The sequence below is a fragment of the Paraburkholderia sp. J69-1 genome, from assembly GCF_905220255.1.
Lineage (GTDB): Bacteria > Pseudomonadota > Gammaproteobacteria > Burkholderiales > Burkholderiaceae > Paraburkholderia.
On the sequence record NZ_CAJMZG010000003.1, the window covers coordinates 478,477 to 503,507 of the forward strand.

21 protein-coding genes are annotated in these 25,031 nt (G+C 65.5%); 9 read left to right on the forward strand and 12 right to left on the reverse strand.

The features are described 5' to 3' along the window. Positions 1 to 11: 11 nt before the first annotated feature. The 5 genes from U5A67_RS07790 to ribA form a co-directional block, all read right to left on the reverse strand. On the reverse strand, positions 12 to 1,430 hold the full coding sequence (locus U5A67_RS07790) for a FecR domain-containing protein (RefSeq protein WP_321813603.1): 1,419 nt from the start codon (positions 1,428 to 1,430) through the stop codon (positions 12 to 14). Then, positions 1,427 to 2,125, reverse strand: a complete 699-nt coding sequence (locus U5A67_RS07795) for a response regulator transcription factor (protein ID WP_205985523.1) — start codon at positions 2,123 to 2,125, stop codon at positions 1,427 to 1,429. Before U5A67_RS07795 ends, U5A67_RS07790 begins: the two co-directional genes overlap by 4 nt. A gap of 286 nt (positions 2,126 to 2,411) precedes the next feature. Continuing rightward, on the reverse strand, positions 2,412 to 2,837 hold the full coding sequence (locus U5A67_RS07800) for a hypothetical protein (protein WP_321813604.1): 426 nt from the start codon (positions 2,835 to 2,837) through the stop codon (positions 2,412 to 2,414). A 766-nt stretch (positions 2,838 to 3,603) separates the two neighbouring features. Next, complete coding sequence (locus U5A67_RS07805) at positions 3,604 to 4,542, reverse strand: SH3 domain-containing protein (RefSeq protein WP_321813605.1); 939 nt, start codon at positions 4,540 to 4,542, stop codon at positions 3,604 to 3,606. A 116-nt stretch (positions 4,543 to 4,658) separates the two neighbouring features. Then, on the reverse strand, positions 4,659 to 5,306 hold the full coding sequence (gene ribA / locus U5A67_RS07810) for a GTP cyclohydrolase II (protein ID WP_205987079.1): 648 nt from the start codon (positions 5,304 to 5,306) through the stop codon (positions 4,659 to 4,661). A 278-nt stretch (positions 5,307 to 5,584) separates the two neighbouring features. Here ribA and U5A67_RS07815 point away from each other — a divergent pair, with 278 nt between their 5' ends. Then, the gene (locus tag U5A67_RS07815) at positions 5,585 to 6,028 is read left to right on the forward strand and encodes a CBS domain-containing protein (protein WP_321813606.1); all 444 of its coding nucleotides are present in this window, start codon (positions 5,585 to 5,587) and stop codon (positions 6,026 to 6,028) included. Between the two features lie 237 nt (positions 6,029 to 6,265). Here U5A67_RS07815 and U5A67_RS07820 read toward each other — a convergent pair whose 3' ends face one another. The 5 genes from U5A67_RS07820 to U5A67_RS07840 form a co-directional block, all read right to left on the reverse strand. Beyond that, complete coding sequence (locus U5A67_RS07820; protein ID WP_205987081.1) at positions 6,266 to 6,616, reverse strand: DUF4148 domain-containing protein; 351 nt, start codon at positions 6,614 to 6,616, stop codon at positions 6,266 to 6,268. 185 nt (positions 6,617 to 6,801) lie between these two features. Continuing rightward, positions 6,802 to 7,464, reverse strand: a complete 663-nt coding sequence (locus tag U5A67_RS07825) for a DNA-3-methyladenine glycosylase (RefSeq protein ID WP_321813607.1) — start codon at positions 7,462 to 7,464, stop codon at positions 6,802 to 6,804. Further along, a complete protein-coding gene (locus U5A67_RS07830; protein WP_321813608.1) occupies positions 7,461 to 8,813 on the reverse strand; it encodes a cytochrome c in 1,353 nt (450 codons plus the stop codon). The genes U5A67_RS07825 and U5A67_RS07830 overlap by 4 nt, the downstream gene beginning before the upstream one ends. 11 nt (positions 8,814 to 8,824) lie before the next feature. After that, positions 8,825 to 11,068: a xanthine dehydrogenase family protein molybdopterin-binding subunit gene (locus U5A67_RS07835; RefSeq protein WP_321813609.1), complete on the reverse strand. Its 2,244-nt coding sequence runs from the start codon at positions 11,066 to 11,068 to the stop codon at positions 8,825 to 8,827. A gap of 3 nt (positions 11,069 to 11,071) precedes the next feature. Further along, positions 11,072 to 11,527 carry a (2Fe-2S)-binding protein gene (locus U5A67_RS07840; protein ID WP_321813610.1) on the reverse strand — a complete coding sequence of 152 codons (456 nt, stop codon included), beginning with the start codon at positions 11,525 to 11,527 and terminating at the stop codon, positions 11,072 to 11,074. A 422-nt stretch (positions 11,528 to 11,949) separates the two neighbouring features. On the opposite strand from U5A67_RS07840, the gene U5A67_RS07845 reads away from it, so the two are divergent. After that, complete coding sequence (locus U5A67_RS07845; protein WP_321813611.1) at positions 11,950 to 12,342, forward strand: hypothetical protein; 393 nt, start codon at positions 11,950 to 11,952, stop codon at positions 12,340 to 12,342. A 26-nt stretch (positions 12,343 to 12,368) separates the two neighbouring features. Here U5A67_RS07845 and prpR read toward each other — a convergent pair whose 3' ends face one another. After that, complete coding sequence (prpR, locus tag U5A67_RS07850) at positions 12,369 to 14,420, reverse strand: propionate catabolism operon regulatory protein PrpR (protein WP_321813612.1); 2,052 nt, start codon at positions 14,418 to 14,420, stop codon at positions 12,369 to 12,371. 223 nt (positions 14,421 to 14,643) lie between these two features. On the opposite strand from prpR, the gene prpB reads away from it, so the two are divergent. The 5 genes from prpB to prpF all read left to right on the forward strand — a co-directional run bounded on the left by prpB (position 14,644) and on the right by prpF (position 21,136). Then, the gene (gene prpB, locus U5A67_RS07855; protein WP_321813613.1) at positions 14,644 to 15,534 is read left to right on the forward strand and encodes a methylisocitrate lyase; all 891 of its coding nucleotides are present in this window, start codon (positions 14,644 to 14,646) and stop codon (positions 15,532 to 15,534) included. Positions 15,535 to 15,587: 53 nt separating this feature from the next. Beyond that, on the forward strand, positions 15,588 to 16,754 hold the full coding sequence (gene prpC / locus U5A67_RS07860) for a 2-methylcitrate synthase (RefSeq protein ID WP_321813614.1): 1,167 nt from the start codon (positions 15,588 to 15,590) through the stop codon (positions 16,752 to 16,754). A gap of 142 nt (positions 16,755 to 16,896) precedes the next feature. Beyond that, complete coding sequence (gene acnD, locus U5A67_RS07865; RefSeq protein WP_321813615.1) at positions 16,897 to 19,491, forward strand: Fe/S-dependent 2-methylisocitrate dehydratase AcnD; 2,595 nt, start codon at positions 16,897 to 16,899, stop codon at positions 19,489 to 19,491. A 59-nt stretch (positions 19,492 to 19,550) separates the two neighbouring features. After that, positions 19,551 to 19,949 (forward strand): endonuclease domain-containing protein, encoded by a 399-nt coding sequence (locus U5A67_RS07870; RefSeq protein WP_321813616.1) that lies wholly within the window; start codon positions 19,551 to 19,553, stop codon positions 19,947 to 19,949. Further along, a complete protein-coding gene (gene prpF, locus U5A67_RS07875) occupies positions 19,946 to 21,136 on the forward strand; it encodes a 2-methylaconitate cis-trans isomerase PrpF (protein ID WP_321813617.1) in 1,191 nt (396 codons plus the stop codon). Before U5A67_RS07870 ends, prpF begins: the two co-directional genes overlap by 4 nt. A 75-nt stretch (positions 21,137 to 21,211) precedes the next feature. On the opposite strand, the gene U5A67_RS07880 is transcribed toward prpF, so the two are convergent. Next, positions 21,212 to 22,063, reverse strand: coding sequence for a peptidoglycan DD-metalloendopeptidase family protein (locus U5A67_RS07880; protein ID WP_321813618.1), 852 nt, complete (start codon positions 22,061 to 22,063; stop codon positions 21,212 to 21,214). A 742-nt stretch (positions 22,064 to 22,805) separates the two neighbouring features. On the opposite strand from U5A67_RS07880, the gene U5A67_RS07885 reads away from it, so the two are divergent. Together U5A67_RS07885 and U5A67_RS07890 are read left to right on the forward strand one after the other, a co-directional pair. Beyond that, positions 22,806 to 23,906, forward strand: a complete 1,101-nt coding sequence (locus U5A67_RS07885; RefSeq protein WP_321813619.1) for an OpgC domain-containing protein — start codon at positions 22,806 to 22,808, stop codon at positions 23,904 to 23,906. Positions 23,907 to 24,105: 199 nt separating this feature from the next. After that, complete coding sequence (locus U5A67_RS07890) at positions 24,106 to 25,017, forward strand: alpha/beta hydrolase (RefSeq protein ID WP_321813620.1); 912 nt, start codon at positions 24,106 to 24,108, stop codon at positions 25,015 to 25,017. Positions 25,018 to 25,031: the final 14 nt, after the last annotated feature.

Genomic DNA, 25,031 nt, shown 5'->3' on the forward strand with positions numbered 1-25,031 from the left:
GCGCGCCGGCCTCACCAGTCGAGCCGGAACGACTGGACCGGGCTGGCCTTCTGGTAGTAGCGGCCCGCTTCGAACTGTTCGGCGATCACCGTCCAGTAGTAGGTGCCCTTGGGCAGATCGCGCACGACGGCCTCGCCGTCCGTGATGTCGGTGCGGTCCACCAGTGGCGTGCGCAGATCCGCCGACGCCGCGAGCACGAAGCGGAAGTGCGTGTCGCCCGCGCTGCGATCGACGAACCAGCGGAACGCGTAGTCGCGCGTGCCATCGACTCGGCCCGCCGAAGCGCCCAGCGAAACGTGGCGGCGCTGGAACGCGTACGTCGACGGCATGCCTTCGAGACCGTTCGCATCGATCGCCGAAAGGCGCACGAAATACGTGCCGTCGTCGAGTGCGCCGACTTCGGCATGCGCACTGTCGCTGCGCAGGTCGCGGATCATGTCGAACAGGCCCGCGTCGCGGCCAACCTGCACGCGATAGCGGCTCGCCCCGGACACCGGCGCGAGATCGAACGCGACCACGGCATCGTCCTGAACCTTGCCGGGATTGCGCAGATCGGGCGCGTCGAGCAGCGCGACCGGGCCGCCGACCGCGCCGCCCGCGAGCGTCAAACTGCCGTGACGCGCCGCGACCAGTTGCGTCGAAGCGGCCAAAGGCGTGCCCGGCGCGGGCGCGACGGACGCCGCCTGACCGTGCGACGCGGCATCCACGCCCACCGCGCCTTCGAGCACTTCCACCGCCGTCGATTGTTTATCGCCGTCGTAATTCACGCGAAAGCTGGTGCCGCGCACACCCGCTACCACCGAAGGCGAGCGGATCTGAAAGCGGTCGTCCTTCTTCGTGGCGTGCGTGACTTCGGTGTTCACCTCGCCCTGCTTGAGATTGACGATGCGGTCGGTCGAGCCCGTCAGCGCGGTCTGGCGCAGCGTGGCCAAATCGAGCGCGGTGCGCGGCGGAATCACCAGATGCGAGCCGTCGGCCAATTCGAGCGTGGCGAAACCGTTCTCGCCGGTCTGCACATGCTCGCCTTCGACCAGCTTCCCGCCGACGATCAGCGGCAAGGCCGCACCATCGCCGAAGGTATGCGTCGCCGGCCCGGACGTGGCAATGACGCGCGCGCTCAAGCCGTCCTGGCGCAGCAGCGCGACCGGCACGCGCAGTTGCGTGCCCGGCTTCAGGTGGCGGGGTGCGCTCACGTGATTCAAACGGGCGAGCTGGGTCCAGTCGGCGGGATCGCGCAGGTAGCGCTGGGCGATGTCGTAAAGCGAATCGCCGGCGCGCGTGACGTAGATCGTGGTTTCAGCGGTGCGCGTAGTGGCATGTTCAGGCGCTTGCGCGCGAGGCCCCGCCGCATGCGCGGCAGGCAGCAAACCCAACGCAAGCAGGCAGGCAAACAGCGGGCGCGCCGGACGAACCCATTGCGCCGCGCTCAAGCCGCATCCCCTTCGATCCGTTCGAGGCGGTAGCCGTAGCCGTAGATCGGCGTCAGGCGATAGCCGTTTTCCGGGCGCAGCCCGAGCTTCGAGCGCAGCATCGACACGTGCGTGTCCATCGTGCGCGAAGGGATGTCGTCGGATTGTTTCCAGATGACGTCGAGGATGTGCGCGCGCGAAAGCGGCCGGCTCAGGTGCTGGAACAGCAGCAGCGCCAGTTCGAACTCCTTTTGCGTGAGCGCGACCGGCTTGCCGCCGACCGACGCCTGGCGCGACTTCAGATCGAATTCGTAGTCGCCGAACACTTCTTTCTGCGCGGGCGCATGCAACTGATACGCGCGACGCAGCAGCGAGCCGACGCGCGCGAGCAGCACCGGCGCGGATACCGGCTTGACCACGTAGTCGTCGGCGCCGCTATTGAGCATCAGCGCGATATCGACTTCGCGGCTGCGGCTCGTCATGAACAGCACCGGCAGGCGCGTGGACAGACTCTGGCGGACCCAGTGCAGGACTTCGTCGCCGGCCATGTCGGGGACGTTCCAGTCGAGCACGAGCAGGTCGAACGTCTGCCGCCGCAACTGCTTGACGAGATCGCCGCCCTTGGCGAACGCATGACAGACATGGCCCGCGGCCACCAGCGTTTGACTGACGAATTCGGTTTGCGCCGGATCGTCATCGAGTACTGCGATTCTCATAGTGCCCTGCACCCAGTTCGTTATTCATCTTCTCGGGCCAGGCCGGCTCGATGCCGCCCGGACTCCATTCCCAGACTCATGACGCGCAGCCCCTGCCGCGCGCCCAAGCCGCTACTCTCGCTGCGTCTTGAAATGAATGGGAGCGCCAGTCGCCAGTCGAGATCGGGAACTGGATTTCGCTCATGGTAGTCGAAAACGCCCCCGTGCCGATCTGCGTAGCGCGCTAAACCCTGTATGCGCGAGGCCGGCGACTTGCCGCTCACGACGCGCGGCTAGCGGCGCGCGGCTAGCGGTCGCGCTCGCCGTGTTCGGGATCGCTGGCGATCGCATTTGCGTTCGCGCCCGGCAAGTCGCGCGTACCGGCTGGCGGCAAGCCCGCCAGCGCGGCGGCCAGTTGCACGCGCACATGCTCCCACGCGGCGTGCGCGTAGTCGGGCTGCACGGCCGCGCGCGCCTGCGCGAGCACGAACGCGCGCAGCACCGTCGACCCGCATTGCGTCAACTTATCCGAACGGCCGAAGCGCGAGTCGCGCAGGACTTCGCTCAACCACGGCAATTCGGCTTCGCAGGAATCCGCATAGGCTTCCATGGCCGCACGCGCGTGGCGGTCACGGGCCAGATCCAGTTCGATACGTTCGAGATCGCGGCCGCGGCCCGAGCCATTCACGCGCGAGCCGGGCGGAAATCGCATGCTGCCGGAACGGAAAAACATGACACCTCTCGTGTAACTGACTTACCCGGCTATATCGTCGCGGCACTGTCGGCTTCATTGGCGAAGCCAGCCGCGCGGGCACGGGGACACGGATAGTGGATGAAAAACGAGTGGCGACAGCCGCGGGCTGCGCGATCTCCGCGACCCGATCCTCCCGGCCTCGGGCCACCGGCGCAGGCGCCGCCTTGCCGGCGCGTCGCATGCGTGCGGGCATCACCGCCCGATGCCCGCACGCGGACTGCAACCGATAAACATGGCGTCCCCGACGCCATCGCCACTCCTACTGCCAGTCGCTGTTTGCCAGCGTTATACGGCGGGTTCGAACCCGCTCTGGCTGCCTCGCCACCAGCGCGCCGCCGTGTCCCGACCGCGCCAGCCCCCGTAGCCGATATACGTTGCACAGCGCGCAATGGATGCACGCCGCATGACGCGAGCTCAGAAACTTCCGAAGCCGCGATGACTTATTGTCGTTGCTTGCGTGAGAATTTACTGTCAGGGATTGTTAAATCGATGCCATCGAATAGCGATAAGCGGTTTGACGGCGTGCGCGAGCGGGAGAAAGATAAGCAGATACAACGGAATCCTGATTAATCGACGTGCGGGTTAAACGCGTTGTGTGTGCTCGTTCATAGCCTGGCGTGGTCTGACCGCGTTCAATCGTTTCGACTTAGGTGAGCACAATCAAGCTCACTGCATTTATCTCGATCAAGATAAAAACGGGCGTTCGATCAGAACGCCCGACAGATCATGCGCAAACGCTACGAGATCAATTCGGCTGGCGCCGATCGTCGTGGCCTCCACCGCCTTGACCCGATTGATGACCACCGCCCTGGCCGCCTTGTGGCGGCGCTTCGTGTCCGCGCTCGGCCGGCGCCGGTCCAGGCGGGCGTCCGCCGCCTTGCGGCATCTGCTGCATCTGGGGTGGCGCATGGTTGAACGACGGCGCGGGCGCCGCTGGATGCGGTGCGTTGTTGGGCTGCGGCATCGGCGCGTGCGGCTGATTGACCGGCGCGGCAGGCGGCCGTGGCGCCTCGACGCGCTCGCCGCCATTCATGGGCGGCCGCCCTGCTTGCGGCGGCGCGCCGTTGCCCTCACGCGGTCCTTCGGGCGGACGTCCCGCACCCGGAGGCGGTCCACCATTCGGCTGACCCGGCGCGCGCCCGCCACCGACTTGCGGCGCAGGTGGCCGGCCTTGACCTCCCTGAGGCCCGCCACGCGGCCCGGGCGGCGGCCCCGGCGGATGGCCGCCATAACCCGGCGGCGGCACGTGCGACCAGCGCTCGCGGTCGCCATACCACGAGCGGTCGCGGTAGAAACTGCCCCAATAGGCGCCGATGGAAAACGTCACGATAGGCAAGCCGATCGCCGCCCCATACCCTTCCAGCGGCACATAGCCGCCTTGATACGGATAGGTGAGATAGCCCGCATAAACCCAGCCGCGCATGCCCGGCATGGCCACGTCGCACCATGAATAGTCGCTGACGCAGCCCATCACCGTGACGGGCACATTCGGCCCGAGTTCGGTCACGACGGGGTAGTCGCCGGATGGCCCGGCGTAGAGATCGACAGGTTCGCTGGTATAGGCCTGGCTTTGCGCGTAAGCCTCAGCGGAGCCGAGCGAAAGCCCGGCGGCAAGGAAAACGGCAGTAACGGCCGCAAGCGGCGCGCCGAAACGGCGCGGCGGCGGCGTGGAACGGTGACTCATGCTCTCCCCTCTTGTTTGTCTGCATTCGTGCATGGGAGTGAGCATATTCCGTTCCGCATGCGCGGAATACCACGCCAAACGGCGTAGGCCGGATGGTGCGTGACGAGCAAATCGTATTACTCGTTTTCCTCGAAGTAATGGCCAAACTTGACCTGCTTCGTGCGGATGTAATGCTCGTTTTCCTCGCGCATCGGAATCGCCAGCGCGACGCGTTCGACCACCGGAATACCGTGCTTCGACAGCGTGTCGAACTTCTTCGGATTGTTGCTCATCAGACGCACCGAATTGACCTTGAGCAGGCGCAGGATGGCGGCCGCCGAATCATATTCGCGGGCGTCGTCGGGCAGGCCGAGATCGCGGTTCGCCTCGACGGTGTCGCGGCCCTGCTGCTGCAGCTGGTACGCGCGGATCTTGTTCGACAGGCCGATGCCGCGCCCTTCGTGGCCACGCAGATAAAGCAGCACGCCACGGCCTTCGGCCGCGATATAGCGCAGTGCGAGATCGAGCTGTTCGCCGCAGTCGCAGCGGTAGGAACCGAACACATCGCCGGTCAGACATTCGGAATGCAGGCGCGCCAGCACGGGCTCGCCGCTCCCCACGTCGCCCATCACGAGCGCGCAGTGTTCGGCGCCGCCATCCTTGACCCGATAGACGTAGGACTCGAAGGTGCCGTAACGGGTCGGCAGCGTGGCGCTCGCGTCAAGTACGACGCATTCGTTGGCGTTGTCGCCGTCAGCGCAGGACGGCTCTTGAAGCGTAGGCATGATCTGGAACAAATGACTGGCAGAAACCGGCGCAGGGCCGGATTGAAGTTCGGAACCGGAGTGTACCGCCATTTGACCCGGCTCGCCCCGCGCACCTCGGGCAGCCCTTCGCCGCCAGGGGGATCGGGCCCCGCACAGCGCCGCGCAGCGGCCAACCCCGCGCATACCCCGACGCCGCCCGCGCGGCCGTCAGCCTATACTGCATAGGCCTCGATGGCTTTCTTCCCGGCTATGACCGAACGGATCGAACGAAAAGAAGGACGAACTGGAGTCGCCCCATGACGAGCGTTGCACAGGTACTTAAATCCAAGCCGGAACAAGCGGTCTACACCATCGGCGTCAACGATTCGGTCTTCGACGCGATCCGCCTGATGGCCGAAAAGCACATCGGCGCGCTGGTCGTCGTCGATGGCGAGGCGATCGTCGGCATCGTGACCGAGCGCGATTACGCGCGCAAGATCGTGCTGATGGACCGCTCGTCGAAAACGACCGCCGTGCGCGACATCATGACCCCGCACGTGCGCTTCGTGCAGCTCGAGCAAACCACCTACGACTGTATGGCGCTGATGACCGAACGGCGCATGCGCCACCTGCCGGTCATGGAAAACGGCAAGCTCATCGGCATGGTGTCGATCGGCGACCTGGTGAAGGAAATCATCGCCGAGCAGCAGTTCACGATTTCGCAACTCGAGCATTACATCACCGGCGGTCCTGGCACCTGAGCGCGCATCCGCTGCGCTTTTCGCGCTCCAACGCACACATTTCAGCGAAAAAAGCCCAATCCGGGGGCGGGTTGGGCGAAGCCACCTTACGGCGGCGGAGGTTCCACGCATGAAAAATCACGCGAAAGTGTGAGTTGGAATGCGACCGTTACGGTCATACGCGGCCTGCGCAAAGCAGGCCGCTTGTTTTGTCACGCCGGTATGTCGGATCGAAGTCAGTTACGGCTCAGTTACCGCTCAATTACCAAAATACGTGCGCTGCTGCGGCGCAAGCGTGGCGGGCTGGCTACCCGATTGCGACGATCCCATCGATGCACCGCCGTAGCCGGTATCGGCCGTCGGCTGGGTCTGCGCGACGCCTTCCTGCTGCGAAACGCGCGCTTCGGCAGCCTGGATGTCATGCGGATAGTTGGAGTCGTTAGCGGTGGCCGGGTTGTAGCCGGCCTGCTCGATCTGGATCAACTCGGCGCGCACTTCGGCGCGGGTCTTCGGAGCATTGTTCTGGTCCACCGACTGCGCGAACGACAAAGCCGGTGCGGCCACGAACGCCGCGACGATCGCGGCCTGAATAAGGGTACGGGTCTTCATGGTATTTACCTCCATCGCTTGTTGTGCCGGGCCTCGTTGGAGCAGCGCTCCATCGGGCCAGTGCTTAACAGTCTATGAAGCGAAGCGACCAGGGGAAATACTTATTTCTCCAAAATACAGTTCCGTAGAAAGCAACAATCCGCCGGATGCAAAAATCGGCGTAAAAATCGGATCGCATCGTATTTTCAGGTCGACGTCAGCAGCTTGCGCGGTCCACTGACGTAAGGACTGCCGATCTCGTAGAAACGCAGCGGTCTATCCTGTTCACGCGATAAACCGATGCGCGTGGTCACGCCCACTGCCCGCGCCGGCACGTCAAGGCGTCCTATCCACAATCCTTCGCCGCTGCATAAATCGACGCCATCGAAACTCGCGCCGATCCCGAACGCCTGCGTCAGCCGTCCCGGCCCGCGCGTGAGATCGCGCTGCGGCACGCCCGGCCTGCGCGCCGCCATCAGCTCCAGACCTTCGAGCGGTTCGACGGCGCGAAACAGCACGCCCGCGCCCACGTCCTGCGCTTCGCTCGCCATGTTGAGCATCCAGGACAGGCCGTAAGTCAGCCGCACATAAGCGTGCCCGCGCGCCAGAAAAAGCGACGCGTTCCACCCGCGCCGCCCGATGAAGGCATGGCCCGTGGAGTCGCCGGGCGGATAGCCTTCGACTTCGACAATCCGCCCCGCGAGGCGCCCCTCTGGCAGATCGTGAACCAGCATCTTGCCGACCATGTAGCGCGCGAGCGTGGCGGTCTCAATCGGCAAATCCTTGCGCCGCAAAGGCACGATCGGCAACGGTGACGGCACATCCAAAGACGCGGCGGACAGCGCAACGCCGGCCGCCGCGCGCTTCACTGCGCCGCTCCTTGTGCCTGCGCCGTCTGCGCTTCGGGTTGCGTCGCGCTACGCAGTTTCGCGACATCGCCCGCGCTCACCGCGCCCGCGCGATTGTTCCAGCCCGCGCGGATAAAGCTCAGCACATCGGCGATCTGCTGGTCGTTCAACTGGTCGCGATACGAGGGCATCGGATACGGCGCCGGAATGCCCTGGATCACGAGGTCGTCGGTGCCGTTGAGCGTGACGTTGATGAGCGACGCGGCCTCCTTTTCCAGCACGTTCGGATTGCCCGCCAGCGGCGCGAACATCGGTGCGAATCCGCGTCCGTCGGCGCCGTGGCAGTGCATGCAGTACGCCGTGTAGACGCGCGCGCCCGCATCGTTCGCGGGCCGCGAGAGCGACACTTTGGTCGCCTGCGGATCGTAGGCATAGGCCGGTGCGCCACTGCCGCCCGCCGCCGGCAGCGACTTCAGATAACCGGCGATCGCGCTGACATCGGCGTCATTGAGCGCCTGGGTGCTGTTGTTGATCACGCTCGTCATCGCGCCAAACGCCGACGCGTGCTGGTTCGCGCCCGTCTTGAGGAATTGCGCGAGATCGGCCTGGGTCCAGCGGCCAAGCCCGGTGTTGTGCTCGCCCGTGAGATTCGAGGCGAACCAGCCGTCGAGCAGCGCGCCGCTCAGGAACTCGCTGCCGCTATCGTCGAGCGCCTGTTCGTTGAAGCCGATGCCGCGCGGCGTATGGCACGAGCCGCAGTGACCGAGCCCTTGCACCAGATACGCGCCGCGATTCCAGGCGGCGTCTTTGTCCGGTTTGTCCTGATAAGCGCCCTTCTTGAGGAACACGATGTTCCAGAGCTTGAGCGGCCAGCGCATGTTCATCGGCCATTTGATGTCGCTGTCGCGATTGGCCGCCTTGACCGGTTGCACGCCATGCATGAAGTAGGCGTAGAGCGCGGCCACGTCGTCGTCGCGGACTTTGGCGTAGGACGGATAAGGCATCGCCGGATAGAGGTTGTGGCCGTCCTTCGCCACGCCTTCGCGCAAGGCGCGCGCGAAATCGTCCTGCGTATAGCCGCCGATGCCCGTGTCCGGGTCGGGCGTGATGTTGGTCGTGTAGATGCGCCCGAGCGGCGTGTTCATCGGCAGGCCGCCGGCGAACGGTTTGCCGTGGGGCGCCGTGTGGCAGGCCGCGCAATCGCCCGCCTGGGCGAGATAGGCGCCGCGCTGGATGGTGGCGGCATCGGCGCTGGAATCGGCTGCGCGGGCATAGCCGGGCGCGAGCGCCACGGTGATCGCGGTCGCCGAAACGGCCAGGCAGTGAGCAGCAAATCCTCGCGCGCGGGAGGATGCGTTGAATGGCTTCATCGTCGTCCTCCTCAAGCGGTTTGGGCGTTCATGAGCTGACGGCCCACGGGCAGATGCCGCAGCCGCTGCCCGGTGGCCGCGTAGATCGCGTTGGTCACCGCAGGCGCAAGCGCCGCCGTGCCCGGCTCGCCGATTCCGCCCGGCGCTTCGGCGCTCGGCACGATATGCACTTCGATCACCGGCGATTCGTCGATGCGCAGGATGCGGTAATCGGTGAAATTGCGCTGCGTGACGCGCCCGCGCTCGATCGTGATCTCGCTGAACAGCGCCGCCGAAATGCCGAACACGATGCCGCCCTGCACCTGCGCTTCGATGGTCGTCGGGTTCACCACCATGCCGCAATCGACAGCCGCCACCACGCGGTTCACGCGCACTTCGCCGTTGCTCACGGTCACGTCGGCGACCATCGCGAAAAAGCTGCCGAACGCGTGCATCACGGAAACACCGCGCCCTTGTCCCTTCGGCATCGGCGGTCCCCAGTTGGCCGCGCGCGTGGCCACGTCGAGCACGCCCAGCGCGCGCGGCGACTTGCCCAGCAGATTGCGCCGGTACTGCACGGGATCGGTCTTCGCGGCCGCCGCGCATTCGTCGATAAAGCTCTCCACCACGAAGGTGCCGCGCGTCGGCCCGACGCCGCGCCAGAACGCCGTGGGCACCGTATGCGGTTCCTGGCGCACGTATTCGATCAGTTGATTGGGCAGATCGTAGGGCAGATCGGCGGCCACTTCGACGGCGTCCGGGTCGATGCCGTTCTTGAACGCGGGCGGCGCAAACCGCGCCATGATCGACGAACCGACGATGCGATGCTGCCACGCCACCGGCTTGCCGTTGGCGTCGAGTCCGGCCGAAATGCGGTCGTAGTAGAACGGCCGGTACATGTCGTGCTGGATATCTTCCTCGCGCGTCCAGAACACCTTCACGGGCGTGCTCACCTGCTTGCCGACCTTGAGCGCCTGGGTGATCGCATCGACTTCGAGCCGCCGCCCGAAACCGCCGCCGAGCAGATGGTTATGCAGCACGATTTGCTCGGGCTTGAGGCCCGTCACGGCCACGCCCGCGTCCACGGCGCGCGTGGGCACCTGGGTGCCGACCCAGATTTCGCAGGCGTCGGCGCGCACGTGCACGGTGCAGTTGATCGGCTCCATGGTCGCGTGCGCGAGAAACGGCTGCTGATAGACCGCATCGACACGCGTTTTGGCGCCGCCAAAGGCCTGCTGCACGTCGCCGTCCTTGCGCGCGACGGCGCCGGGTTGCTGCTGCGCGGCATTGGCCAGATCGCCGACGATCTGTTTCATCGACAGATTCGCCGCCGTGCCCTCGTTCCACTCGATCACGAGCGCCGCCGCGCCGCGCTTCGCGGCCCACGTATGTGCGCCGATTACGGCCACGCCGTTATCGATCTTGACGATCTGCGTGACACCGGGAATCTGCTTCGCGTGCGTGTCGTCCACGCGCACGAGCGTGCCGCCGAACACCGGACAATTGACGATGGCCGCGTAGACCATATTGGGCAGGCGCACGTCGAGCCCGAACAGCGCCGAACCATCGACTTTTTCCGGCGAATCGAGCCGCTTCGTGGGCTTGCCGACGATGGTGAAATCCTTGGGATTTTTGAGCGCGACGTTCTGCGGCGCGGGCAGCTTCGCCGCCGCATCCACAAGCTGGCCGTAAGACGCACGCTGCCCGCTCGCGTCGTGCAGCACTTCGCCATTTTTCGCGTGGCAGGCGGCGGGGTCGACCTGCCATTGCTGCGCGGCCGCCGCGATCAGCACCGTGCGCGCCGTCGCGCCCGCGCGGCGCATCGGCTCCCACGCGTAGCGGATCGAGGTCGAGCCACCCGTCAGTTGGCCGCCCAGCAGCGGATCGGTGAACAGCTTCGCGTCGGGAGGCGCGTGATCGATCGTCACGCTGTCGAGCGGCACTTCGAGTTCTTCGGCGATCAGCATCGGAATCGACGTGTAGACGCCCTGTCCCATCTCCACCTTCGGGATGATCAGCGTGACCTTGCCGCTGCGGTCGATCTGCACGAAGGCATTCGGCTCGAATACGCCGTCCTGCTGCGTCTCGTTGCCGTCGCCGCCGACCACCGATTTACGCGCGGCGCTATCGCCCTGCGCGCCCGCGCCGACACTGAAACCGAGCAGCAGACCGCCGCTGGCCGCCGCGCCGAGCTTGAGGAAGCTGCGCCGGGAAATCGTCGCGATAGCGGATGCACGCGCAGCGCCGTTCTGCGCATCGAGGAGACCTTGTGACATCGCTCAGGCCTCCTTCGCGGCTTGCTTGATGGCCGCGCGGATGCGGCTATAGGTGCCGCAGCGGCAGATATTGCCGGCCATGGCGGCGTCGATATCGGCATCGGTGGGGTTCGGGTTGGCGGCGATCAGCGCCGCGGCCGACATCACCTGCCCCGACTGGCAGTAACCGCACTGCACCACGTCGATCTCGCGCCACGCCTTCTGCACTTTCTGCCCGGCGGGCGTCGCGCCCACGGCCTCGATCGTCGTGATCTTGCGGCCTTCGAGCGCCGCGACCGGCAGCACGCAGGAGCGCGTGGGCTCGCCGTCCAGATGCACCGTGCAGGCGCCGCATTGCGCAATGCCGCAACCGAACTTGGTGCCGGTCAGCCCGACGATGTCGCGCAGCACCCAGAGCAGCGGCATGTCGGGTGGCGCGTCGATCGTGTGGGTCTCGCCGTTGATGTTTAGCGTGGGCATGAGGCGGCTCTCCGGTGTGGGGACTGTCGATGATTGTTGACTGCGTTCGATCAATCGAAGGCCATGCATGCGCGTTGTTGCGACTTCGCGCGCAAATCGTGGAGATTTGCGCGTACGGCGCGCGACTGCGGCCTTGCGAGGACTGGCCGAGTGTAGCGCCGACTTTATTCGCGCGCTGTTAAGTGCACTGTCGGAAGTGCATTGCCCGGCGCACGGCCGCGCCATAACGACGTGCGCGGCGGCGTTGCGCTACCATCGTTCGATCGGCTGGACCGGTTCGACGGACCTGCCCGCTCTTGCTGGTCTTGAGCGGGTCGTGCGCGGGGCCTGAACTGGCCTTGAAGCCGCGTGATCTCGCACGCATATACGCAACTTCACGTACCAGGCCGCGTCAACACGCAGCACAACCAGGAGCCGCCACGATGGACGAAGCCCGCGCGATTCAATTTCTTTCCGAAGTCCGCAAGCCGCTGCTCAATCTGCACAAGGCGATGCTCGATCACGAACGCGCCGAATACGAGCGCGAATTCGGCCCGACCACGCCCGCCGCATTCCTGCAGGTGCTGATCAACGGCACGGGATTTCGCTGGCTGATGCCGCTCTCGACGGTCATCGCCAATGTGGACGAAACGCTCGATGCGAAGGACGCCAAACCGGAAGACCGCGTCGGCGCAGCCGAGGGCGTGACGGCCTTGTTCGCCGGCCAGGAATCGGCGGAATTTTTCGAGCGCTATCAGGCGCTGCTGCAGAAAAGTCCCACTGTGTTGCAACTGCACGGCGTCGTCGCGCAGTTGCTGAACGGGATCAAGAACTGAGGCTGGATTGAACGCCGAAGGCCGCGCTATTGATCGATTTCGCGCGCGGCTTTCTTCAGCGTATTTTTCGCCGCGCTTTTTGCCGCGTTTTTCACCGGATTCAAGCGCCGCCACAACGTCGTCTTGCTGATGCCGAGCATCGCGCACGCGCGGTCGCGATCGCCGCCGCAAGCGTCGAGCACCGCGCGGATTTCATCGGCTTCCACGTTCAGACTGCGTTCGCGCAGCGTGAGCGTTTGCGCCGTGCGCTCCGTGGCGTGCTGCGCGATAGCCCGCGGCGCGATGGCCCGCGGCGCCTCGAACACCTCCGGCGCAATCGCGCGCAAGACGTCGGGCGTGAGCACATCGCCTTCGGAATCCGCGAGTTCCACCACCATGCGCTCCACCACGTTCTGCAATTCGCGCACGTTGCCCGGCCACGTGTGACGCGCCAGCGCGCCGCCAATCGCGCCCAGCGCGCGCGCCGCATCGTCCTGCGTGCGAAAGCGTAAAGCCACGCGCGTTTCGCGCCGCGCCGATTGCAGCAGCAATTCCGCCGCCAGCGGCACGATATCGTCGAGGCGTTCGCGCAGCGGCGGAATCGCCAGATTCAAAATATTCAGCCGATAAAACAGGTCGGCGCGAAACGCCCCGCTCTCGATCTGTTCGGTGAGCGCGCGGTGCGTCGCGGCCACCACGCGCACATCGACGCGCGTGGGTTCCGTCGCGCCCAGCCGCACCACTTCGCGCTCCTGCAGCACGCGCAGCAAACGGCTTTGCAGCGGCAAAGGCATTTCGCCGATTTCATCGAGAAACAGCGTGCCGCGATGCGCCGCCTCGATCAGCCCGACCTTGCCGCCGCGCCGCGCGCCCGTGAACGCGCCTTCCTCGTAGCCGAACAGTTCGCTCTCCAGCAGCGCCTCTGGAAACGCGCCGCAATTGATCGCGACGAACGGAAAATCGCGCCGCGGACTTTCGCGATGAATGCCCTGCGCGACCATCTCCTTGCCGGTACCGCTTTCGCCGCGAATCAGCACGGTGGCATCGGATTTCGCGTAGCGCTGCGCAAGCTGGCGCACGCGCGCGATGCCCGGCGTCGCGCCGCTCAGATCGCCGATCCGATAACGCGCCACGAACTGCTGCGTGCGCTGGCGCGAGCGCAAGGTGCGGTCGAGCCGCTCGACCGCGCGCGATTCCTGAAACGTGAGCACGGCGCCCGTCGTGACGCCGTTGTCGACCAGCGGGCCGCGATGCACGACATAGCTCACGCCGCGCAGGGTTTCGAGCGATTCGCCATCGGCGTCGGGCAGTGTGAAGGCGATGTCGGGCGCGAGCGTGGCGAGCGACTGGCCCGCCGCCGTCGCGGGATCGATGCCGAGCACGCTCGCGAGGCGCTGGTTGATCGCCTCCACGCGCCCGCGCGCATCGAGCGCCACCACGCCGTCGCGCAGATGCTGCAGCACGCTGTCCAGCCGCTGACGCCGCTGCGTTTCGCGCCACGTCGCCTGCACGACTTCGAGCGCGTTGTCGAAGGCCGCGCGCACCGAAGAGCGCGAATAGACGAAGAACGGCACCAGCCCGAAACGCGCCGCCAGATCGTTCACATGGCCCGGCCCCACCACCGCGCCCACGCCGCGATCGCGCAGATCGAGCACGCAGGCTTCCGCGTCCTGCACGGTGCGATAGGAGGCGAACACCACGTCGATGCCGTAGGCGCTCGCGAAGCGGCGCACTTCCATCGGCGTCTCGCCATAGGTCACGAGCGCGACCAGATCGGCTTCGCGGCGCGCGCGGGCGAGCGCCTGCATCACGTCGAAGCCGGTGGGCTGCACGAGCACCACGGGCACGTCGATGCGCGACTTCAGATACGTGCCGTTCGAGCCGGCCGCCACCACCACGTCCGGGCGCTGATTCGGCCCGGCTGCGGCGATTTCGGCGATCGCTTCCTCGAAGCCGCGCGGCACCACGCGCAGATCGGCGAGTTCGTCGTATTCGCCCGCGATGTCGCGGAACAGATCGCGCAGACGGCTGATGCCCATCGCCCAGACGCGCGGGCGGAACGGTTCGGAGGCGGTGGGAAAACGGTTGATCGGATTCATGGACGGCTCGGGCGGCGCGCACGGCAGCAGGATTTCACGTGGATTTCATTATCGCGCTTCGATTTCAAATTTGAAATCCAGATTTCACGGGAGAAATCGGGGCGAGAACCCCATCGGCGGCGTTCAGGCGCAAAATCAACGCCTTAGAGAACGCACTGGCCACCGCCTTCGCGCTGGCACGGTATCTGCAGTAAGAGCGTCGATTCCTTCGGAGACTTCACGCATGAACAGCAAAACCCCCGCAAGCGCCGGCGCGAAATTCCGCGCGGCCGTGGCTGCCGAACAACCGCTGCAGGTCGTGGGCGCGATCACCGCCTACGCCGCCAAACTGGCCGAACAGACCGGCTTCAAGGCCGTTTATCTGTCCGGCGGCGGCGTGGCCGCCAACTCGCTGGGCGTACCCGATCTGGGCATCAGCACGATGGACGATGTGCTGATCGACGCGCGCCGTATCACCGACGCCGTGGACATTCCGCTGATGGTCGATATCGACACCGGCTGGGGCGGTGCCTTCAACATCGCGCGCACGGTCAAGTCCTTCATCAAGGCGGGCGTCGCGGCCGTGCACATGGAAGACCAGGTGGGCCAGAAACGCTGCGGCCATCGCCCGAACAAGGAAGTCGTGCCGACCGACGAAATGGTGGACCGCGTGAAGGCCGCCGTGGACGCGCGCACCGACGACGGCTTCGTCATCATGGCCCGCACCGATGCGGCCGCCGTGGAAGGCATCGACGCCGCCATCGAGCGCGCCGTCGCCTACGTGGAAGCGGGCGCGGACATGATCTTCCCCGAAGCCATGAAAACGCTCGACGACTACCGCCGTTTTCGCGCCGCCGTGAAGGTGCCGATTCTCGCGAACCTGACCGAATTCGGCTCGACGCCGTTCTTCACGACCGACGAACTCAAGAGCGCGAATGTGGACATCGCCCTGTACTGTTGCGGCGCCTATCGCGCCATGAACGCGGCCGCGCTGAACTTCTACGAGACGGTCAAGCGCGACGGCACGCAGAAGGCCGCCGTATCGACGATGCAATCGCGTGAAGATCTGTACCGATACCTCGGCTACCACGAATACGAAGACAAGCTCGACGCGCTGTTCGCATCGAAGAAGTAACGCCGCATAGCGCGCCCCACTATTTGCCTATCAGATCGAGAGAGGAAGACACCATGAGCGAAACGGACAACACCACGCAAAGCGCCGGCGGTTTCAAGCCGAAGAAGTCGGTTGCGCTGTCGGGCGTGGCGGCGGGCAACACGGCGCTGTGCACCGTGGGCCGCACCGGCAACGACCTGCACTATCGCGGCTACGACATCCTGGATCTGGCCACGGCCTGCGAATTCGAGGAAGTCGCCTATCTGCTGGTACACGGCAAGCTGCCGAACACCGCCGAACTGGCCGCCTACAAGACGAAGCTCAAGGCGCTGCGCGGCCTGCCCGCGAACGTGAAGGCGGCGCTCGAATGGGTGCCGGCTTCGGCGCATCCGATGGATGTGATGCGCACGGGCGTGTCGGTGCTCGGCACCGTGCTGCCGGAAAAGGACGATCACAACCTGCCGGGCGCGCGCGATATCGCCGATCGCCTGATGGCTTCGCTCGGCTCGATGCTGCTGTACTGGTATCACTACTCGCACAACGGCAAGCGCATCGAAGTGGAAACCGACGACGACTCGATCGGCGGCCATTTCCTGCATCTGCTGCATGGCGTGGAGCCGTCGAAGTCGTGGGTCGACGCGATGCACGTTTCGCTGAACCTATACGCCGAACACGAGTTCAACGCCTCGACCTTTACCGGCCGCGTGATCGCGGGCACGGGCGCGGATATCTACTCGGCCATCACCGGCGCGATCGGCGCGCTGCGCGGCCCGAAGCACGGCGGCGCGAACGAAGTGGCGTTCGAAATCCAGTCGCGTTACGAAGACCCGGATCAGGCGGAAGCGGACATCCGCGCGCGCGTCGAGAAGAAGGAAGTCGTGATTGGCTTCGGCCATCCGGTCTATACGATCTCGGACCCGCGCAACAAGGTCATCAAGGAAGTCGCGAAGAAGCTCTCGAAAGAACAGTCGAACCTGAAGCTGTTCGATATCGCCGAGCGTCTCGAATCGACGATGTGGGACGTCAAGAAGATGTTCCCGAACCTCGACTGGTTCAGCGCGGTTTCGTATCACATGATGGACGTGCCGACCGCGATGTTCACGCCGCTGTTCGTGATTGCGCGTACGGCAGGCTGGAGCGCGCACATCATCGAACAACGCGTCGACAACAAGATCATCCGCCCGAGCGCCAATTACACCGGGCCGGAAAACCTGAAGTTCGTGCCGATCGGCAAGCGCTGATACGCGCGTTTCGTGCTCGCCAGTCGTCCGGATGGCATAGGCCGTCTGGACGACTGCAAGACGGCGGCGCGCTCGCATAGAGTGGAGTCATCGCCCAGGCCTCGTGCCGCCGCAACCCTATTCAAACTATTGGTCCCCAGCCGTGAATACCGCCCATCGCAAAGCCCTGCCCGGCACCCGGCTCGATTACTTCGACGCGCGCGAAGCCGTCGAGGCCATCCAGCCCGGCGCCTGGGACACGTTGCCCTACACCTCGCGCGTGCTCGCCGAAAACCTCGTGCGCCGCTGCGAGCCCGCTACCCTGGCCGCTTCGCTCGAACAGCTCATCGAGCGCAAGCGCGACCTCGATTTTCCGTGGTATCCCGCGCGCGTGGTCTGCCACGACATCCTCGGACAAACCGCGCTGGTCGACCTCGCGGGCCTGCGCGACGCCATCGCCGATCAAGGCGGCGATCCTGCCAAGGTCAATCCGGTCGTGCCGGTTCAGTTGATCGTCGATCACTCGCTCGCGGTGGAATGCGGCGGCTTCGATCCGCAGGCGTTCGAGAAGAACCGTGCGATCGAAGATCGGCGTAACGAAGACCGCTTCGACTTCATCAACTGGACGAAGAAAGCGTTCAAGAACGTCGACGTGATCCCGCCGGGCAACGGCATCATGCACCAGATCAATCTGGAAAAGATGTCGCCGGTGATCGGCGTGAGCGACGGCGTCGCCTATCCCGACACCTGCGTAGGCACCGACAGCCACACGCCGCACGTGGATGCGCTGGGCGTGATCGCCATCGGCGTGGGCGGGCTGGAAGCGGAAAACGTCATGCTGGGCCGCGCCTCGTGGATGCGCCTGCCGGATATCGTCGGCGTGGAGCTCACGGGCAAGCGCCAGCCGGGCATCACGGCCACGGACATCGTGCTCGCGCTCACCGAATTCCTGCGCAAGGAAAAGGTGGTGGGCGCGTATCTGGAGTTTCGCGGCGCAGGCGCGTCGAGCCTCACGCTGGGTGACCGCGCGACGATCTCGAACATGGCGCCCGAATATGGCGCCACGGCGGCGATGTTCTTCATCGACAACCAGACGCTCGACTATCTGCGTCTGACGGGCCGCGAGGAAGAGCAGGTGAAGCTGGTGGAAACCTACGCGAAGACCGTTGGCCTGTGGGCCGATGCGCTCGCGAACGCGCAATACGAGCGCACGCTCACGTTCGATCTGTCGAGCGTCGTGCGCAATATGGCGGGCCCGTCGAATCCGCACAAGCGCCTGCCGGTGTCCGCGCTGGCCGAGCGCGGCATCGCGGGCAAGTGGGAAGACACGCCGGGACAGATGCCGGATGGCGCGGTCATCATCGCCGCGATTACGAGTTGCACGAACACCAGCAACCCGCGCAACGTGATCGCGGCGGCGCTGCTGGCGCGCAACGCGAACGCGCGCGGCCTCACGCGCAAGCCGTGGGTGAAGAGCTCGCTGGCGCCGGGATCGAAGGCGGTCGAACTGTATCTGGAAGAAGCGAAGCTGCTGCCGGATCTGGAGAAGCTGGGCTTTGGCATCGTCGCGTTTGCGTGTACGACGTGTAACGGCATGTCGGGCGCGCTCGATCCGAAGATCCACCAGGAGATTGTCGATCGCGACCTGTACGCGACTGCGGTGCTCTCGGGCAACCGCAACTTCGACGGGCGGATTCATCCGTACGCGAAGCAGGCGTTTCTGGCCTCGCCGCCGCTGGTGGTGGCGTATGCGATTGCGGGCACGATCCGCTTCGACATCGAGAAAGACTCGCTTGGCAAGGATCAGAACGGCCAGCCGGTTTATCTGAAAGACCTCTGGCCGAGCGACGAGGAAATCGACGCAATCGTGGCTCAAAGCGTGAAGCCCGAGCAGTTCCGCAAGGTGTACGAACCGATGTTCGCGGTGACGGCCGCCAGCGGCGAAACCACGGACCCGCTGTACGACTGGCGCGCGCAAAGCACCTACATCCGCCGGCCGCCGTACTGGGAAGGCGCGTTGGCGGGCGAACGCACGTTGCGCGGATTGCGACCGCTGGCGGTGCTGGGCGACAACATCACGACCGACCATCTTTCGCCGTCGAATGCGATCCTGCTGGACAGCGCGGCGGGCGAATACCTCGCGAAAATGGGTCTACCGGAAGAGGACTTCAACTCGTACGCAACGCACCGCGGCGACCACCTGACGGCGCAGCGCGCGACCTTCGCAAACCCGACGCTGATCAACGAGATGGCCATCGTTGACGGCGTGCAAAAGAAGGGCTCGCTCGCACGCGTGGAGCCGGAAGGCAAAGTTGTGCGCATGTGGGAAGCGATCGAAACGTACATGGACCGCAAGCAACCGCTGATTATTGTTGCGGGTGCGGACTACGGCCAGGGATCGTCGCGTGACTGGGCGGCGAAGGGCGTGCGACTGGCGGGCGTGGAAGCGATCGTGGCGGAGGGCTTCGAGCGGATTCACCGCACGAACCTGATCGGCATGGGCGTGTTGCCGCTGGAGTTCAAGGCGGGCACGAACCGCACGACGCTGGGCATCGACGGCACGGAGACGTTCAACGTGATTGGCGAGCGCAAACCCCGAGCGGACCTGACGCTGGTAATCGAGCGCAAAAACGGCGAACGCGTTGAAGTGCCGGTAACGTGCAGACTGGACACGGCGGAAGAAGTATCGATCTACGAAGCAGGCGGCGTACTGCAGCGCTTCGCACAAGACTTCCTCGAATCGTCACAGTCAGCATAACCACCACGAGAAAGCCCCTCTCCCAGGGGAGAGGGGTTGGGGAGAGGGGGCGTGACCCAATGAACCAACTAGCGCAAGCACGCCACCTCCGCAAAAACATGACCGAAGCCGAGCGCCTGCTCTGGCGTCACCTCCGCGCTCACCGCCTCCGCGGCGAGAAGTTTCGCCGACAGCACCCCATCGGCCCTTACATCGTCGATTTCATGCATTGCGGCGCGCGCGTAGTCATCGAAGCGGACGGCGGACACCACAACGCCCGCGCGAGCGACGCAGCACGCGACGCCTGGTTCCAACACCGCGGCTTCACCGTCTTGCGCTTCTGGAACAACGAGATATTGCAGAACGTCGATGGGGTGCTTGAGGTGATTTCGGCTACGGTTAGCCAGGCCACTCGCCCCCTCTCCCCCAACCCCTTTCCCTCTGGGAGCGGGGAGACAAAACACTTGGGATTTTCATGAGCCATCAAGCACAGATCAAGATTGCCGCCACCTATATGCGCGGCGGCACCAGCAAAGGCGTGTTCTTCCGTCTCCAGGATCTGCCCGAAGCGGCACAGCAACCCGGCACCGCGCGCGACCAGCTCCTCATGCGCGTGATCGGCAGCCCCGACCCTTACGGCAAGCAGATCGACGGCATGGGCGGCGCAACTTCGAGCACCAGCAAGACGGTGATCGTCGCGAAAAGCACCCGCCCCGATCATGACGTCGACTATCTGTTCGGCCAGGTCGCCATCGACAAAGCTTTCGTCGACTGGAGCGGCAACTGCGGCAACCTCTCGGCGGCCGTCGGTCCGTTCGCGATCAGCAGCGGCCTGATCGACTCCGGTCGCGTGCCCGATAACGGCGTCGCAACCGTGCGCATCTGGCAAGCGAACATCGGCAAGACCATCGTCGCGCACGTGCCCATCACGAACGGCCAGGTGCAGGAAACCGGCGACTTCGAACTCGACGGCGTGACCTTCCCCGCCGCCGAAGTGCAACTCGAATTCCTCGACCCCGCCGCCGATGAAGACGGCGCAGGCGGCGCGATGTTCCCCACCGGCAATCTCGTCGACGACCTGGAAGTGCCCGGCTTCGGCACCCTCAAGGCGACCATGATCAATGCCGGTATCCCGACGATCTTCGTGAACGCCGATGCCATCGGCTACACCGGCACGGAATTGCAGGACGCCATCAACGGCGATGCGCAGGCGCTGGAAAAGTTCGAGACGCTGCGCGCGCACGGCGCGTTGCGCATGGGGCTGATCAAGAATCTGGATGAGATCGCCACGCGCCAGCACACGCCGAAGATCGCCTTCGTCGCGAAGCCCGCGGCCTATACGTCATCCAGCGGCAAGCGCGTGGATTCCGACGATGTCGATCTGCTGGTGCGCGCGATGTCGATGGGCAAACTGCATCACGCGATGATGGGCACGGCGGCCGTGGCCATCGGCACAGCCGCCGCCATTCCCGGCACGCTGGTGAATCTGGCGGCAGGCGGCGGCGAACGCAACGCCGTGCGCTTCGGCCATCCGTCGGGCACGCTGCGCGTGGGCGCAGAAGCGCGTCAGGAAAACGGCGAGTGGACCGTAACCAAGGCCATCATGAGCCGCAGTGCACGCGTGCTGATGGAAGGCTGGGTGCGGGTGCCGGGAGATGCGTTTTAAGAAGCCAGACGTGCCGGCTGAATAGAAAATGCCCTGACACATCGCTGTGTCAGGGCATTTTCGGAAATCGCACGCTCAACTCTGCGGCGTCGGCAGATACGGCATCGGATCGACCGGTTTGCCGTCGCGGCGCACTTCGAACAGCACGGCCACGCGGTCGTTGTTCTCGTTGCCCATTTCGGCGATCTGCTGGCCGCGATGCACGGTGTCGCCGGTCTTCACCAGCAGGCGACGGTTGTGCGAATAGGCCGTCAGAAAATCCTTGTTGTGCTGGACGATGATCAGGCTGCCGTATTCGTTCAGCCCCGTCCCCGCATACATGACCTTGCCGTCGGCGGCGGCCAGCACAGGATCGCCGGCCTTGCCCGCGATCTCGATGCCGCGCGTCGTGCCGGGCTCGAACGGTTCCACCACGCGACCTTGTGCCGGCCACATCAGCGCCACGCTATCCGCATGACGTGCGACTTCGGCGGCCACTGCGCGGCTTTGCGCCGCGTTCGCCGTCGCTGCGCCGCCAGCCTGCGCGGGCGCGGCCTGCTGCACGATGATCGTCTGCGTCGAAACGAGTTTGAGCGACTGGCCGGCGCGCAACCGGCCGTTCGGCTTCATGCGGTTCCAGGCGCACAGATCCTTGACCGAAACGTTATGCGCCGAGGCAATACGCTGCAGCGAATCGCCGCGGCGCACGCGCACCCAGGTGGTTTTGGTGACGGTACGTTTGACCGGCGCACTGGCTGCCTGCGCGGCGGCCGCTGCAGCGTCGCCGGCCGGGCTCGTGGCCGCCGAAGGATCGGCTTGCGGCTGCGGTGCCTGGGGGTCGCTAACGTTAGCGCAAGCGCCCAGCATCAATGAAAGGCCAAGGCCTGCGAGGCCAGCCCACCAACGTGTCAGACCGGAAGCGCCGTGCGCCGAACGATCCTCGTTCATATTCGAAACTCCTTGTTACCAGCGGCGGCACACTCGTTGCGGTCGGCAAATCGCGGTCTGCTGCGTTCAAACGCGCTCCCGCCCTGCTTTTTCAATCCGCTACGCATGCGCACCACTGCTTTCGATTTCATGCAAATTACGGGCTTTATCGACCAGAATCGCCGCACTTCGCGCAATATCCACGCACGATAGCGGCATTCTTATCTCAAAAGCGCTGCGGCATTGTAATGCGCATTTCATGAGCAGCAGGCGGGCGACAACACTTGGATACAACTCTTGCGCGCCCGAATCTTTACGGCTGCATGCGTGCCTGCCTTGCCCTGAAATCGCACCAGATCCTGCCCTCTTATCTCTTCTGCATATCGGCAGGCTGAGCGAGAACTTGAACGCCTTATCCGAACGGGCAGCGCTCGATCAACGCCCGATCAGTGCACGATCGGCAGATAGCCGCCATACGGCCCGGCGCACTGAAAGCCCTTTGAAATTAAGGTAGTATTGCGAACATTCCCGGTAGAATCCGCCCCACGGGAACCTCAACGAGTCAATCGGGTCATTTCCTGGGCAACCTGCAGGCTTCGTCCTACGCGGGCTACATTCCGTCTTCACCGACTTTTTCACGCTGCCTGGCGCAGCCGCCGCCGTCGAGCCTTCGCTCCGGCAGCGGGCCCTCGCAGCAGTTTTTTGCATGCGCCAACCCGGCCGTGCGCGCCAGACGGCGTGCCAGCCGGGCAGCGCCGAACCCATGTCACAGTCATCCAATCGTCTTCTCGAGCTCGACTTCTTTCGCGGGCTCGTCCTGCTAATCATCGTTGTCGACCACATCGGCGGCAGCATTCTGTCGCGCGCTACGCTGCACGCCTACGCGCTGTGCGACGCCGCCGAAGTGTTCGTGTTCCTCGGCGGCTTCGCCACGGCCACGGCCTGGGCCGCGCTCTGCGCGCGCCGCACCGAAGCCGCCGCGCGCCAGCGCTTCATCAAGCGCGCGTTCGAGATCTATCGCGCCTTCGTCATCACCGCGCTGCTCATGCTGCTGGTCACGGCGATCCTCGTCGCCTGCAACGTGGATGCGCCGAATCTCGCCACCACCGATCTCGACGACCTCACGCTCGCGCCCGCATCCGCGCTGCGCGACATCGTGCTGCTGCGCCGCCAGCCGTATCTGGCCGGCGTGCTGCCGATGTACGCGTGCTTCGCGCTGGCCGCGCCGCTTGCCTTGCCGCTCGCGCGCTCGCGTCCGTGGCTGCTGGCCGCGTTCAGCCTCGCGCTGTGGGGCGTGGCGCCGCATCTCGCGCCGTATCTCCCGCACGTCGACGACGTCAACTGGGACTTCAATCCCTTCGCCTGGCAACTGCTGTTCGTGGGCGGCGTGATCGCGCAGGCGCAGCCGGTGTTCCAGAGCGTCACGGCGCGGCCGAAGTTCGGTGCGATCGTGACGATGCTCGCGCTCGCCGTGGTCGCCGCGGCCGCGATCTATCGCCTGCATCTGGGCAACACGGCACTCGACGCCGACTTCAAGCGCAATCTCGCGTGGTTCCGCGCGCTCAACTTCTTCGGCATCGCATGGCTCACCGCGCACGCGATCCGGCTGGGCTGGGCGAAGAAACTGGCGGTTGCGCTGCCGTGGATCGGCCTCGTCGGCCGCAAGGGCATGCTCTCGTTCGTGGCGGGCGCCGTGATCTCGCTGACCGTCGATTCGGTGCTCTACTGGTACACGGACGGCTATCTCGACATCCCCGCCGGTCTGGCCGCCGACGCCATCGCGCTGACCGCGCTGTTTGTCGTCGCGCGCGCGTCCGATCCGCTCAAGCGTCTGCTGCCGTCGCGCGCCAAGGCATCGGCCTGAACGCCGCCGCGCCGCACGGCGGCGCTGGCAACGGCGATCGCGGCCACACGGCAGTGGCCACAGCAGTGGCCCCCGCAGTGGCCCCCGCAGTGGCCCCACTTCCTGGCGTCACGCGTCGCTGCTAGGATGACGGCCCACGCCACCGGCGCGCCAGGCTGGCGCGCCTCCAGAATCCCGCTTCCGAACTGGCTTACCTGCCATGCGCAGACTTCCACGCACCGCGCCGCTCGCCGCCCTGCCGAGTGTCCTGCTGAACGCCTCGCTTAACGTCCTGCGCCCCGCTTTTGCAGCCTTGGCCGCCCTGGTAGCCCTGGCGAGCGCCGCACACCCCGCCGCCGCCAGCACGATCGCCTCGCGCACCTTCCACGCCAACGCGCTCGAGCGCGACTGGCCCTACGTGATCTATCTGCCCACCGGCTATCGCGCCGACGGCCCGCGCTATCCCGTGCTCTACCTCCTGCACGGCAACAACGGCGAGCCGATGGACTGGGTCACGCAAGGCGCGCTGCAGAACGCCGCCGACGCGCTGATCGCCCATCACGAGATTCCGCCCGTCGTGATCGTGATGCCGCAAGGCGGCACCGACTGGTACGTCGATCGCAAGGAAAAGATGGAGACGGCGTTTTTCTCGGACCTGATGCCCGAGATCGAGTCGCACTTCGCCGTCGACGATACGCGCGACGGCCGCGCGATCGGCGGCGTGTCGATGGGCGGCTTCGGCGCGCTGCGCTATACGCTGGAGCATCCCGATATGTTCTGCGGGACGATGCTGCTCTCGCCCGCGATCTACTCGGGCGATCCGCCGCCGGCTTCGTCGGCGCGCCGCGTGGGCGTGTTCGGCGAGCATCAGTTCGACTCGCACATCTGGCGCACGCTCAACTATCCGGCGCAGTGGAGCGGCTATTTCGGCCGTCCGTGGCGCGTGCCCTTCTTCATCGCCTCGGGCGACGACGACCTCGTGATCCAGGCCGAATCGTCGCTGCTCTACACGCGTCTGCGCGAGGCGGGCAATCCGGCGGCCCTGCGCATCGTCGATGGCGGGCATGTCTGGCCGGTCTGGCGCGAACTGCTGCCCGCCGCGCTCAAGTACACGCTCGCCTGCGTGCGCTGAACGCGCCTTGCGGC